The organism is Butyrivibrio sp. Su6 (assembly GCF_900108105.1).
In the GTDB taxonomy this organism is placed as follows: domain Bacteria; phylum Bacillota; class Clostridia; order Lachnospirales; family Lachnospiraceae; genus Butyrivibrio.
On sequence record NZ_FNUR01000002.1, the window covers coordinates 50,277 to 65,349 of the forward strand.

General features: G+C 40.8%; 9 protein-coding genes. 7 read left to right on the forward strand and 2 right to left on the reverse strand.

Annotated features, from left to right (window positions below; genetic code table 11):
* Positions 1 to 19 precede the first annotated feature (19 nt).
* From C4S54_RS02550 to C4S54_RS02570, 5 genes are all read left to right on the forward strand, one after another.
* A complete protein-coding gene (locus C4S54_RS02550) occupies positions 20 to 1,249 on the forward strand; it encodes a UTP--glucose-1-phosphate uridylyltransferase (protein ID WP_103868136.1) in 1,230 nt (409 codons plus the stop codon).
* Between the two features lie 158 nt (positions 1,250 to 1,407).
* Complete coding sequence (gene galE / locus C4S54_RS02555; protein ID WP_103868137.1) at positions 1,408 to 2,424, forward strand: UDP-glucose 4-epimerase GalE; 1,017 nt, start codon at positions 1,408 to 1,410, stop codon at positions 2,422 to 2,424.
* Positions 2,425 to 2,445: 21 nt separating this feature from the next.
* The gene (locus tag C4S54_RS02560; protein WP_103868138.1) at positions 2,446 to 3,261 is read left to right on the forward strand and encodes a phosphatase; all 816 of its coding nucleotides are present in this window, start codon (positions 2,446 to 2,448) and stop codon (positions 3,259 to 3,261) included.
* Positions 3,242 to 3,511, forward strand: coding sequence for a hypothetical protein (locus C4S54_RS02565; RefSeq protein WP_022772435.1), 270 nt, complete (start codon positions 3,242 to 3,244; stop codon positions 3,509 to 3,511). Before C4S54_RS02560 ends, C4S54_RS02565 begins: the two co-directional genes overlap by 20 nt.
* Positions 3,512 to 3,702: 191 nt before the next feature.
* Positions 3,703 to 5,319 carry a S1C family serine protease gene (locus C4S54_RS02570; RefSeq protein ID WP_103868139.1) on the forward strand — a complete coding sequence of 539 codons (1,617 nt, stop codon included), beginning with the start codon at positions 3,703 to 3,705 and terminating at the stop codon, positions 5,317 to 5,319.
* A gap of 60 nt (positions 5,320 to 5,379) precedes the next feature.
* On the opposite strand, the gene clpX is transcribed toward C4S54_RS02570, so the two are convergent.
* Both clpX and C4S54_RS02580 read right to left on the reverse strand, forming a co-directional pair.
* Positions 5,380 to 6,936: an ATP-dependent Clp protease ATP-binding subunit ClpX gene (gene clpX / locus C4S54_RS02575; protein ID WP_103868140.1), complete on the reverse strand. Its 1,557-nt coding sequence runs from the start codon at positions 6,934 to 6,936 to the stop codon at positions 5,380 to 5,382.
* A gap of 113 nt (positions 6,937 to 7,049) precedes the next feature.
* Positions 7,050 to 8,114 (reverse strand): LacI family DNA-binding transcriptional regulator, encoded by a 1,065-nt coding sequence (locus C4S54_RS02580; RefSeq protein ID WP_103868141.1) that lies wholly within the window; start codon positions 8,112 to 8,114, stop codon positions 7,050 to 7,052.
* 236 nt (positions 8,115 to 8,350) lie between these two features.
* Between C4S54_RS02580 and C4S54_RS02585 the strand changes: the two genes are divergently transcribed.
* Positions 8,351 to 9,871, forward strand: coding sequence for a glycoside hydrolase family 32 protein (locus tag C4S54_RS02585; protein WP_103868142.1), 1,521 nt, complete (start codon positions 8,351 to 8,353; stop codon positions 9,869 to 9,871).
* A gap of 22 nt (positions 9,872 to 9,893) precedes the next feature.
* Positions 9,894 to 15,026 (forward strand): hypothetical protein, encoded by a 5,133-nt coding sequence (locus C4S54_RS02590; RefSeq protein ID WP_103868143.1) that lies wholly within the window; start codon positions 9,894 to 9,896, stop codon positions 15,024 to 15,026.
* Positions 15,027 to 15,073: the final 47 nt, after the last annotated feature.

Below are 15,073 nucleotides of genomic sequence, written 5' to 3' on the forward strand. Positions count from 1 at the left end.
AAAGATGAGGGAAACGTTAATGAATTTCGAAGAAGCTAAAAAGAAACTTGAACAGTTCGGTCAGGAACATGTTCTTAAATACTACGATGAACTCAGCGAGGCTGAGAAAAAGGAACTTTTACAGCAGATTGATGAGACAGATTTTGCTGTACTTGAGAACTGCAAGAACCTTGGCAAGAGCGAGGGAAGAGGAAACTTTGCTCCACTTGCAGCAATGCAGATCTCTGAGATTGAAAAGAGAAAAGAAGAGTTCACAAAGATTGGTGTTGAGACTATCAAAGCCGGAAAAGTAGCAGCTTGTCTCCTTGCAGGCGGAATGGGAACAAGACTTGGCTCTGACAATCCAAAGGGTATGTATGATATCGGACTTACCAAGCATGTTTACATTTTTCAGAGAATTATCGAGAACCTTCTTGATACAGTTAAGCAGGCCGGTGGAACATACATAAGACTCTTTATCATGACAAGTGAAAAGAACAATGATGCAACAATAAACTTCCTTAAGGAACACAACTATTTCGGATATCCTGAGGAGAAGGTTACATTCTTTAAACAGGACATGGCACCTGCTTCTGACTATGAAGGAAAGGTTTATATGGAGGGCAAGAACAGAATCTCCACATCACCTAACGGAAATGCAGGCTGGTATTCATCAATGCTCAAGGCTGGTCTTCGTGACCTTATTTTAGAAGAGGGCATCGAATGGATCGATATCTTTGCAGTAGACAACGTTCTTCAGAGAATAGCAGATCCTTGCTTCGTAGGTGCTACAGTTAATGCAGCAGTTGACTGCGGTGCAAAGGTTGTTAGAAAGAACGCTCCTGATGAGAAGGTTGGCGTTATGTGCCTTGAAGATGGCAAGCCATCAATCGTTGAGTACTATGAGCTTTCACAGGAAATGATGGACGCCAAGGATGAGAATGGTGATCCTGCATATAACTACGGAGTAATCCTTAACTATCTCTTTAACGAGAAGGCACTTAATGAGATTGCTAAAAAGACACTTCCTCTTCACGTAGTTGAGAAGAAGATTCCATACATCGATGAGAATGCTAATCTCGTTAAGCCTGAGAAGCCAAACGGATGCAAGTTCGAGCAGCTCGTTCTTGATATGATCCACGAACTCGACAGCTGTCTTCCATACGAAGTAGTAAGAGAGTATGAGTTCGCACCTATCAAAAACAAAGAAGGAATCGACTCAGTAGAGTCCGCAAGAGAGCTCTGCAAGAAGTGTGGCATAGAACTATAAGAAAAGGTAGTTAACAAAAAGACAGGTTAATATAACAAATAAAGGTTGTATTCCTCTCAGTCTATTTTTAATATATTCATAAAAAGATATATTTAAACTATCTTCATGAGGACGCAAAATACTTTGACTCATGTACAAGATGTAGAAAGAGGCAAATTATGGCAATTCTTGTAACAGGTGGAGCAGGTTATATTGGATCACATACAGTAGTAGAACTTCAGAATGCAGGCTACGATGTAGTAGTCATGGATAACCTTGCAAACTCCAGTAAAAAAGTAATTGGAAGAATAGAAGCACTTACAGGTAAGAAGGTACCATTTTACGAGGCAGATATAAGAGACAGAGAAGGGCTTGAGAAGATCTTTTCAAGTGAGAAGATTGACAGCGTAATTCATTTTGCAGGTCTTAAGGCTGTTGGAGAATCTGTTCAGAAACCATGGGAGTATTATGACAACAACATTACAGGAACTCTTACACTTGTAGATGTTATGAGAAAGCATGGCTGCAAGAACATAATCTTCTCTTCATCAGCAACAGTATATGGCAACCCTGCATTTATTCCGATCACTGAAGAGTGCCCTAAGGGAACATGCACAAACCCTTATGGTTGGACAAAGTCAATGCTTGAGCAGGTCCTTTCAGATATCCAGAAGGCAGATCCAGAGTGGAACGTTGTTCTTCTTAGATACTTCAATCCTATCGGAGCACATAAGAGCGGAACAATCGGAGAGAATCCTAACGGAATTCCTAACAACCTGATGCCTTATATCACACAGGTTGCCGTTGGAAAGCTTCCACAGCTCAACGTATTTGGTGATGACTATGATACTCCGGACGGAACAGGTGTCCGCGATTATATCCATGTTGTAGACCTTGCTCTCGGACATGTTAAGGCTCTTAAGAAGCTTGAACCGGGCAGCGGACTTAACATCTACAACCTTGGAACAGGTGTGGGCTACAGTGTTCTTGACATTGTAAAGAACTTTGAAGCTGCTACAGGAGTTAAGATTCCTTATGTTATCAAGGAGAGACGTGCCGGCGATATCGCTACATGCTACTCCAATGCTGATAAGGCAGAAAAAGAACTTGGATGGAAGGCTCAGAACGGAATCAAGGAAATGTGCGCTGATTCCTGGAGATGGCAGAGCCAGAATCCAAATGGATACGACGATTAAAGATTTAAATGAGGTTTTATAATGTACAAAATTGAGTGTGACACACATACTCATACATTTTATTCAAGACATGCGTATTCAACTATTGAAGAAAATGTACGAGCAGCGAAGGAAGCGGGTATGACGCTTTTGGGCAGCACAGATCACTTCAGTGACATGCTGTTTGGGGATTACAAAGAGGTTAAGAATTATCAGTATCTCTTTTGTACCAATATGTGGCCAAGAAATTGGCAGGGGGTTACACTTTTAAGAGGTTGTGAAGCAGACATTGTTGACATGGAAGGTCACTTGTTTGGCCACGATATTGAGGTGTTAAAATCAACTATAGGTGATACATACGACCCACCTCAGAACTTACAGAAGATGGTTTTTGACAGATGTGATTATGTCATTGCAAGTGTCCATGCCAAGAGACACACGATAGGTGAGTCTATTGCAAGGAATACCCAGATGTACATAAATGCTCTTGAGAATCCCAAGGTGTTCTTTATTGGACATATTGGAAGGGCAGGAGTTCCCTTTGAACTTGATGAAGTTCTTTTAAGGGCAAAAGAACTCCATAAGCCGATAGAGATCAATGAACACAGTTTTTCTTTTGAAGGACATCACAAAGAGCTTTGCAGAAAGATTGCAGAGAGATGCGCAGAGCTTGGCGTCAGCATCTGTATAAACACTGATGCACATATTTCTATCGAGATAGGTCATATGGATAAAGCTGTAAATATGCTCGAAAGCATAGATTTTCCGCAGGAGCTTATAATAAACCGCTCCAGGGAAGCTTTCCTGAAAGGACTTAAAGACAGCGGGGTATTCACTGATGTTTCGGTTGTGGGTTAAACTTATAGATGACAATCACCTGATCAAAGACATGGTTGTGTGTGATGATACAGTAGACAGCAGAACACATAAAGTCATGAATTCAATAGAGAAGGCCTGCTATGAAATGGATCTTTCAAAGCCCATATGGCTTAAGCCTATAGTTAGAGATTTTCAGATTCATGCCAAGTGCAGATTTACCAAGGATGCATTTATTGAAGATGTACCTTTTGACTATATGGAAATTCAAGTAATAGAAGAAGACTATTGAGAATGATTCTCACATGCTCTGCTGACAAGGCGGCGCATGTGAGATTTTTCTTATTATTATGTGAAATTTCTTTTCAAGGGTATTGTCAAATTATAAAAAAATATTATTTTTATATTATAAATTGAACACAATTCCGTCACAGAATAAAACTATACTGAATTTCATAAAAAGAAAGGAAGAAGGTAATAGAGATGTTTGAAGATGATAAAAGCGGACAGAACAATTCTTATGGATCTTATAGTTATGGATCTGGATACGGGCAACAAAGTACTTCTTCAAATGGATATGTAAATAATAATTATGTAAATAATCAGAATTCATATGGCGGTCAGAATTCATACGGATATGGAAATGGTCAGCAGACATATGGAACATATCAGTATAGTGGAAATAATTTTGGAAGTACACCTGAACCACCCAAACCACCTAAAAAGAAAAACACAGCAGCAATTGTTATTGCAGCAGTTTTAATACTTGCATTGGTAGTTGGAGGTATTGGTGCAGGATATTATGCATATTCAAGACACATTTCACTTTTAGCTTCAAGTGAAAAATCTCAGGAAGTAACTGAAGATCAGACAAAAGAAGAAACACAGACTGCAGATAACTCTGAGAACACAGAAACAGAGCAGTCTACAGAGAAAAAGGTTGAAACTACAACAACCAGCGCAGCTACATCAGTAGTTGTAACAGATGTAACAGAAGTTGTTGAAGAAGTGATGCCTGCAATGGTTATCATTCATAATAACTACACAGCATCAGCAAGCTACTTTGGATACACACAGACACAGGAAGCTACAGCTTCAGGCAGTGGTATTATTGTAGGTGAGAATGATACAGAGCTTTTGATCGCAACTAACTACCATGTTGTAGAGGGTGCAGATTCCCTTGAAGTAATCTTCAATGACGACTCATCAGTGGAGGCCGTTGTTAAGGGATCAGATTCAGATATGGACCTTGCAGTAATTGCCGTATCGATCGATGAGGTTTCATCAGACACACTTGACTCAATCAAGGTTGCAACTCTTGGAGACAGCGATTCACTTACACTTGGCGAACCTGCAATAGCAATCGGTAACGCACTTGGTTATGGCCAGTCTGTTACAACAGGTGTTATTTCAGCTATTAACAGAGAGGTTGAAACTGAAGAAGGCGTTACACATACATTTATTCAGACAGATGCAGCTATCAACCCTGGTAACTCAGGTGGAGCTCTTTTGAACATTCAGGGCGAAGTTATTGGTATCAACTCCAACAAGATTGGCGGAGATACAGTAGAAGGTATGGGATATGCTATTCCTATTTCAGTAGCAAAGCCTATCATCGATAAGCTCATGAACGAAGAGACAAAACGCAAGGTATCTGAGGAAGACAGAGGATACATTGGAATCTCAGGTGTAAGCGTTCCTTCAGAGATCCATGAAGTATATGGTATTCCTCTTGGAGTACTTGTTCACGATGTATATGAAGGCGGCGGAGCAGCCGATGCAGGTATTAAGAGTGGCGACGTTATCATTTCCTTTGATGGAGAAGAGATCACATCAATGGATGATCTTCAGAGCAGACTTGAGTACTACGCAAAAGGCACAACTGTTTCAATTACTGTAATGAGACAGAGCGATTCAGGCTACACAGAGGTAACTCTTGATGTAACACTTGGCGAAGCAGCCAGCACATCAAGCAGCACAGATTCTAACGCAGCAGGATCAGGTGACAACCAGTACAATGGTCAGCAGCAGCCAGCACTTCCAGATGACAAGAATGGACAGAATGGTGGCAACAGCCAGCAGCAGGGCGGCGGACACTAATGATAATAAAAAGATGCTGTGAAAAATGATTTCATTTTTCACAGCATCTTTTTTTTGTCTTTATACTGATGTGGCCTGCTCAGTGTTAAATACAGGGAGCTTTGGCTGGATGGAATCACCGCGGATCTCTATGAGAGGAGAGGCTTTGCCATCGATGTAGTCTCTTGTGATGGTTACACGTCCAATGTTCTCATCCTTTGGAATCTCATACATGATATCAAGCATGAATTCTTCTATGATGGCACGTAGAGCTCTGGCTCCGGTATCTTTTTCAAGTGCCTTTTCTGCGATAGCTTCAAGTGCGCTGTCATCGAACTGAAGATCAACTTCATCAAGCGCAAGGAGCTTCTGATACTGCTTAAGTATCGCATTCTTAGGCTCTTTTAATATTTGGATAAGCATATCCTTTGTAAGAGCCTGAAGTGTACAGATAATAGGAAGTCTTCCAAGGAACTCAGGAATCATTCCAAATTTCTTAAGGTCTTCGACTGTAACATTAGAAAGAATGTTAGGGTCATCTTCATATTTATCCTTAAGATCAGCATCAAAACCAATTGATGTCTGCTTATTAAGTCTCTGTGTAATGATCTCTTCAAGATCAGGGAAAGCACCGCCGCAGATAAACAGGATATTTCTGGTGTTTACTGTGGTAAGAGGAACCATGGCATTTTTGCTGCCGGCGCCTACAGGTACTTCAACGTTAGAGCCTTCAAGGAGTTTGAGCATGCCTTGCTGAACTGACTCGCCGCTTACATCTCTGGATGTGGTGTTCTTTTTCTTGGCAATCTTATCTATTTCATCGATAAAGATAATTCCATGCTCAGTCTTTTCTACATCATTGCCTGCTGCAGCAAGGAGCTTACTAACAACACTTTCTATATCATCGCCGATGTATCCTGCCTCTGTAAGTGATGTGGCATCTGCGATTGCAAGCGGCACATCAAGGAGCTTTGCAAGAGTTTTTACAAGGTAAGTTTTTCCGCTTCCTGTTGGGCCCAGTAAAAGAATGTTTGATTTCTCAATTTCAATGTCATCCATTGTGTCTGTGGCTACTCTCTTATAGTGATTGTAAACTGCTACAGACATAACCTTTTTGGCCTGATCCTGGCCGATAACATACTCATCAAGTTTAGCCTTGATCTTGTGAGGAGCAGGGATGTTTTTGATGTCAAAAGCAGGTTTTACCTTGCTCTCGCTTTTTTTCTTGATCTTCTGAGAGTTTGGTATGCCACCCATGTTAAAACCATTGTTGTTGTCCATGTTAAAGAATCCAAATCCTGGGAATCCATTCTGATTCTTGTTGAGCTCATTCATGAGATTTGGATTGTTCAAAAGATTCTGATAGTCAAACTGGCTTACAGTATCCATGGTCTTCTGCATGCAGTCATTGCAGATGCAGATGTTGTTTGGAAGATGGAACATCTTGCCAGCTTTGCTTTCAGGACGTCTGCAGACAAAGCAGACATCTTCGTATTCAGTTTTTTCTTCATTATTATTCGATGTATTATCAGATTTATCGTCAGAGGCAGCTGAATCAGTTGTAGTATCCACAACTTCGGATTCCTCGCCGTCTTTGACTTCTCTGAAATCAAATTCGTCGTCTCTGTTATTTGTCATAACTACTCCAATCTTCAATATAAACTACTAAACCCATGAAGTTATTATATGCACACCGGGCGCATCCTTACAAGTTAACATTCTATTAACAGATGATTGAGCTAATGTTTGATTCAGACAGATATGTGCACTGAGCCTGTGGACTCACGAAGGATTATGTCGGTTTCTATATAGGTCTTTTTATATGGAGTATGCGGATTGGCAATTCGTGAAAGTAAAATATCTGCGGCAATATATCCCATTGAACTGCTGTGTATTTTTACTGTTGTTAAACCCGGATCAATAATTGTTGCCTCAGGTGCATTGTCAAAGCCACATACCAATACATCATCAGGTACATTTAAGCCTAGTTTTCTAAGGGCTTTAATTGTGCATATGGCAAGGAAATCGTTGGCGCAAAAGAAAACCTCCGGCCTTTTATTTAAAGCTCTGATCTTATCAGCAAGCCAGTCAATGTCACGGTAAGGCATGGAGTCATCCTCCAAAATACTGTTGCCGGTTTCGATACTGATTCCGTTGTCAGTCATTGCTGAAACATATGCCTGCCATCTTTCGTAAAAAGACTGACAGTGAAATCTGTCGCCTACAAAAGAAATGTTCTTTTTTCCTTCCTGGATAAAAGAGTCTACGAGGCGATAAACGCTTGTGATATTCTCCATGTAGAGTGTGTCTGCATTTAGTGATATTTTTTGCACAAGAGGTGTGTCTACAAAAAGAATAGGAATATTTAGATCGCACAGGAATTTACTGTACTTGTCAGAAAACATTTCTATACAGAAAATACCCGCAATATTATCAGGATTTATATTGGTAGGAAGGGTTAAGTTATCAATGTCAGTATCCTTGATTATATTAATTGAAAGCTTGTACCCCAAAGAATCGATCCTGTTTTGAAATGCTTCAAGGAGCTTGTTTCCTGAGTGCGAAGCTCCGGGAAAAGCATGTGTAAGCAGTGCAATCTCTGTTTTTCCGCTATTTGCGGCAGGCAGTGACGTGGAAGGGTTGACGGCTGTGTCAACCAGATTGAACTGTTTGTATCCCATTGCTGTTGCCATCTGACATATCTTGTTTCTGGTCTCAATGGATACGCTTCCGGAATTGTTAAGTGCTCTGGATATAGTATTTCTGGACATTCCGAGAGCATCTGCTATTTCTTGTAAAGTAACTCTTTTACTCATAATGTATCCCCAATCAATTAAAGTCGGACCTTAAAATATCATATCTTAGCTATATGAATGTGTCAAATGCAACATTCCTGGAGAAACAAGTGTGCATATTAAACAAAAAATAAAACGGAAAAAATGTAGTATTTTACGAAAATGTGAGGCATATGCACTTTTGTATTGATACAAATGAAACATAATGCTATATTGAATCTGTCAAAAGATAGTGCAAAAGCACCAAAGGAGGAATTATGCAACGGTTAAATACTTTGGTATTGGTTGGCATTCTCGCTGTGGCAAGTGTTGGATGTGGGGCAGAAAAAACGAATGAAGAAGTAGTGGATACTGTGGAAACTAAAGAAGAAAACTACCTGGGGGAGAGCATAGAAGATCATGTGATTTTTCCTGCATCGGTGGAGGGCCTTGTAGGTGATACAATGCCTTTTTATGACGATGGGACATACAATGTATTCTATCTGGCTGATCAAAGGGATGGTAAACAGGGGTATCACCCCTGGGGACTTATAAAGACTACAGATTTCTCTTCTTATGAAGACAAAGGAGTTGTCATAAATTATGGGGAATCTGTTGAAGATCAGGATATAGCGCTTGGTACCGGATCAGTTATTAAGGGGAAGGATGGCCAGTACCATGCTTTTTATACTGGACATAATGATATGTTTGAGCCAAAAGAAGCAGTCATGCATGCCGTAAGTCCAGACATGGAGAATTGGGAAAAAATTCCAGAGGATACGCTGTATGCTGGTGATAATTATGCACAAAACGATTTCAGAGACCCTTACGTATACTATGTAGAATCAGATGGCCTTTATAACATGCTGGTAGCCACAAGAAAGGACAACATAGGAGTTATAGCCAGGTTCACATCAGATGATCTAAAGAGCTGGGAAGATGCCGGCGTGTTCTTTGAAAATGACATGGGGACGGATTCGAATCTGGAATGTCCATCACTTCTTACATATAAGGGAAAATGGTATCTGGCATTTTCTGATCAGTGGCCAAACAGGCTGGTGCATTACAGAATAGCGGACAGTATCGATGGACCATTTACAATTCCTGATCAGGATATTTTTGACTGTAATGGATTTTACGCCGGCCGAATGGAGACAGATGGGGATAATCTCTATGTCGTAGGCTGGAATGGAACAAAAAAGAAGCACGCAGACTCAGAGGACTATGACTGGGGCGGAAATATGGTCACACATCTTTTGAGACAGAATGAAGATGGCAGCCTTTTTCCTGTATTAAATCCAAAAGTCGAGGAGCTCTTTTCTAATGAACTGGCAGTAGAGCCGTTAAAAATGACAGAAACTACATCGGCTGAAGAGGGCAGTATCTCTTTTGCAGGAGATCAGTATGAGATGGCAGGGTTCAAGGACCTTCTGGGGAGTTATCTCATAAAGACAACCATAAAGGAATTCGATAAGGACGGCATGTTTGGTTTTTGCTTCAACACCAATGATGAAAATGTGGGGAGATTGAACATCATATTTAATGGGGCAACAAACAGAATTGAGTTTTACAACGGCGAAAACATCATGGAGAGAAAGGCACAGTCCTATGTCGATTTCGATATTTCAGGATCGGATCAGCTTGATGTCTCCATGCTGGTTTCAGATGGTGTTGTCTGCATGTATGTCAATGAGAAAATGGCTTTCACAACAAGGATGTATATGTCGCAGGGATCAGACTGGGGAGTGTTTGGTGTTGGAACAAAAGTAAAATTCGACAACATTAGAGCATATAAGTAGAACTGCTTTTGGGAGGAAGCATATGGGAGTGGATATAAAAAGTATTGTAGGAATGGTAGCAAAGCATAAAATTGCAACTGTAGGAATTCTGGCTGGGGCAGCAGTTTTTGCAGGGTCTGCAACATTTATCATAGCAAAAGAGAATCCGCAGCCAATAGTGGAAGTGGTAGAGAATGAGATAATGACATTTGCAAGTAAATGGCCTTCATCTTTTACTTCTGATGCCTATTCCGAACCGGAATTTATTGATGATGAGAATCGTACAAACAATGCATTTAACGTAGCGGACTTTGGTGAGCAGGGGACTAATGGCTGGTTTTACAGGTACGGATCATCTCAGGATCCTGCAAGGTCAAAAAGACTGGAGTCTTTTGATGGAGAAAGATATTACCAGATTGGACAAAACGGCCTTGAAGTTAAGTCCAATTTTATCCACACTGCAGGGGAGACAGCCCCCATTCTTGAATGGAGAGCAGCTAAAGCCGGTGAGATAAACATAGATCTTACTTATGTTAAAAACGTAAATAATGACAAAAACCCAATGTATCCGGATGGAGTTACGCTCTATGTGTATAAGGGAGACGAGGCTATAGGCAGATATAAGGTTGATGCCAAGACTGATAAAGAGGAAGTTGTAGAGGAGTCATTAAAGTCTTTGCATGTGGAAGAGCTGGAGAGTCTTTATTTCGTCGTGGATCCAAACATGAACAATGCTTATGATGGCGGCTCTTTGTACATTTCAATAGCTGATGTTGATTCACAGGTTATGGGTGTCAAAAAAGATGTGACGAGGATAGATAACAATGCTTATTCTATCGATGATTTTGGCAACCAGGGAAATAATGGATGGACCTACATGTGTGGAAAAAGTGTAGGAGAGGCAAAACTTGTTTCCACTGAAAAGAATGGAGAGTATATGAATGCCACATCTCCAAATCTTTCCATTAGTCAGTTTTTTATCCACCCGGCAATAAATGATGCAGCAATGCTCTGTTGGCAGCCAGCTATTGACGGCGCTGTAGAAGTAAGGGCGACTTATACAAAGTTTGAACAAAACGATGGCAACCCTGAGTGGCCTGATGGCGTAACAGTTTCTATATATAAAAATAGTGAAAAGCTCTTTTCTCAGAAGGTGTATGCACCTAAGAAAGGGACAAATGAGATTTCCTTCAGACAGAAGGATATAAGCGTAAGCACCGGCGACAGGCTATATTTTGTTGTAGATGCCAATCAGAATGCATCCTATGATGGAGGATGCTTTGATATATCGATACTTGACAGAACTAATGTCACCACAGAAAAAGATATTGTCATAGAAGGAGATGCTTCAAGGGAAAACTGTGCAGATGTCAAATATGATTTCGGAAAGCAGGGGGAAAATGGCTGGTTCTATCAGGAAGGCTATGGGGATGACCCTTCTGAAGTCTATAATATGCGTACTTTCGATGAAAAAGAGTACAGATATTTTGACAGCAGCTATCTGGAAATAAAAAATGACTTTGTTAATCCCGGAAAGGGGAAGTCTGCAGTGATCAAATGGAAGGTTGCGCAGACCGGGACAATTAAACTTAGTACTTCTTACACTAAATTGAAAAATGAGGACAAAAATCCAAACTGGCCTGATGGAACGAGAGTTACACTTTATCACAACGACAAGGTCCTTGCCCAGGAGGAATTTGCACCGGACAGGCAGCAGGAAATTACAAAGCGAATGGATGTTGCGTCCTTAGCTGTAAAAAAAGGCGACTATATCTCAATGGTCATAAATGGAAAAGAAAACAACGCCTATGATGCAGGAAAGTACGAGTTTTCTATTTTTGATCTCACTAACGCAACTACTGAAAACGATATATCTATAGATGACTGCGAGACAAGGCAGAACTTTGCCGATGTGAAATATGATTTTGGCGAACCTGGAAAGAATGGCTGGTTTTATCAGGAAAGCACAGGTGATGCACCGTTTGTGGCATACAACATGCGAAGATATGAAGCTGATGACGAAAGATATATTGATTCCAGAGGACTTGAGATAAAAAGAGATTTTGTAAATCCCGGAAAAGGCAAGTCAGCAGTAATCAAGTGGAAAGTAGCACAGGACGGAAAAATCAGGATTGATGCTTCTTATACAAAGCTTAAGAATGAGGATAAAAATCCAGACTGGCCTGATGGGACGAGAGTAACGCTTTATCACAACAATACAATTCTGGCACAGCAGGAATTTGCAGCAGACAGAAATACTGAGATAACCAAAAGACTTGATGTTGAGTCTGTGGATGTTTCAAAAGACGACTATATCACTATGGTTGTGAATGGTAAGGAAAACAATGCCTATGATGCAGGAAAATTTGAGTTTTCTATAAAGGGCTTAACTTCACTTGTGGGAAAGACCGAAGAGGACGTTGTAGCTAAAGGAAATGGCAGAACAAATAACGCATCTCTTCAGGATGATTTTGATGACCAGGGTGATAATGGCTGGTGTTTCCAGTCAGGTTATTACTTAAAGCCTTCTTTTGCTGTGAATGTTGAACGCTTTATAAACTACGAAAAATTTGTCACACTGGACGGAATAGAGATAAAACGTGATTATATAATGCCTGCTAACAAAGGAAGATCAGCAAATGTAAAATGGGTTGCAGCCCAGGATGGAAAGATTGATATCATGGCATCTTATACAAAGCTTCTCAATGAAGACAAAAATCCTGACTGGCCCGATGGTGTGACAGTATATCTTTTCAAAAATGATGAAGAGCTGGATAAGGAAGAGTTCAAGCCACTTACAGACGAGAAAGTCACTGAGAAGTTTTATGAAGAAGGTGTTGAGGTAAAAGAGGGAGATACTATCACTCTTTTGGTTGATGGCAGACAGAATACAGCGTATGATGGCGGCAATTTTACTTTTGTAATAGAAGATTCTGAAATAAAAACTACAAAGATGGTAAACGAAAGTGGCGTCAACTATGCTAACCTTGCCCATGACTTTGGCCAGCAGGGAAGCAATGGATGGTATTACTGCGAGGGCCGAAGCATAGATAAGGCCGAAGTCCTTTCAAAGAAAACAGCTGATGATACAGGGTATGTCTCCAGAAAATTAAAGAATCTTGAAGTGAAAAAAGACTTTGTTCAGCCAAGACTTAACGCTGATGCAATGTACAAGTGGGTTGTGGCAGCAGATGGAGAAATCGATGTGACAGGCCAATACGTGAAGTTTGGACATCAGGATCCCAATGAAAACTGGCCAGACGGTGTAACTGTAGAAGTATTCCAGAATAATACAAGTCTTTTTAAGACAGAGTGCAATTGCTCTAAGGGCGAAGGTAATAACAATACAAGAGACATCGATATCAAGAAGCTTAAGGTTAAAAAAGGCGATATACTCACATTCGACATTGGATGCAACAAGAACAATGCCTGGGATGGCGGAAGACTTGAAATTGATATTGCAGATTCAAATGTTAAAAAGGTTTGCCTGGGTGATGAAGTTAGGACCAACAACACTGTTTTAGGAAACCTGGATAAGATTGAGCAGGGACATGATGGATGGTGGTTCCTTGAAGGAAGTGACCTTGAAACTGCAAGAGTACTTACGTATACAAATGATGACAAGACAGCTTTTGTATCACCAACCAATAATAATCTTGAGATGAAAAAGGATTTCGTTCATCCCGGCGAGAAAAAAGCTGCAATCTATCAGTGGGTAGTATATGAAGATGGCAAGATAGATGTACTTGGAGACTACACTAAGTTTGGACACAACGATGAGAATCCGGATTATCCTGATGGTGTAGCGTTTAAGATATATCTTAATGGCGAAGTTTTGAAGGAAGAAGATGTTCCTGTACTACAGGGCGATGGAAATGACAGTAAAGTAGATTTCATGCTTACTGAGCTTGAGGTAAAGAGGGGCGATATTTTGTCCTTTGTGATTGGTGCAAAGGGGAATATTTCATATGATGCAGGAAAACTGTCAGTTAGTACCTATGAGGTAAAAGAAAAACCTGCCGGTGAGGAAACAAGAACTAATAGCACAAACCTTTTTGATGCGTTTGGTGAGCAAGGTGTTGATGGTTGGCATTATGGAATGTGCGACTGGGATGGTAAAAACTTTGAAGAGTTAAGTTATGATCCAGAAGCAGAAAGATACTATAATAACGGAAAGCCTGAGCTTAAGAGAGATTTTGTTGAGCCAGGTAACGGAAGAAATGCTGCATATCAGTGGGAAGTTGCAGAAACAGGTAAGATAAGAGTCAAAGGAAGCTATACAAAATTTGCTAATGATACCGACCCTGAAGCCAATGGCGTCTGCATGAGAATATTCATTAACGGCGAAGAAAAGAAGTGGATTGGTGGAGATACGCAGGGGAACTTTGGTTCTGAAGTCGAGGTTAAGTTCAAGGAAGAGTATGTTGTTCATGCAGGAGATATAGTAATGTTTGCTGTGGATCCTGACGGAAATGACAGCTATGATGGTGGACGACTTACCGTAACTATCGAAGATGCCGACAAGGTTCCTGACAGCGGAGAAGAACCAACGGATAAGCCTGGAGAAAATGGCACCACTGATCCTGCAGTAAAGCCTGGGGAGCAGCAGCCGGTAGATCCGACAACACCGGGAGGTGATCCTGTAGTGGATCCTGAAGACCCAAGTGGTGAAGGAACTGAAGACAGAACCAACAGCACTTGCCTGTACGATGCGTTTGGTGAGCAGGGCGTTGATGGATGGCACTATGGAATGTGTGACTGGGATGGTAAAAACTTCAGCGAGCTGACATATGATCCGGATGCAGAAAGATATTACAATGACGGAAAGCCTGAACTCAAGAGGGATTTCGTTGAACCGGGAAACTGGAGAAATGCAGCATACATGTGGATTGTAGCTCAGGATGGAAGTGTGAGAGTCAGTGGAGAATATGTTAAGTTTGCAAATAGTGATGATCCTGATGCAAATGGAACATGTATGAGAATCTTTTTAAATGGAGAAGAAAAAGAGTGGATTGGAGGAGACACTCAGGGGAACTTTGATTCCGAAAGAAGCAGAGGCTTTTATCAAGAATTCGATGTTAGTGCGGGTGATATAATCATGTTTGCTATTGATCCGGATGGAAACGATAGCTGGGATGGTGGAAGACTTTCAGTTAATATCGAACCAATCGAGTGATAGGTAAAAAGAGATAAAGAAATAGCCCGGTGCGTGTGCACTGGGCT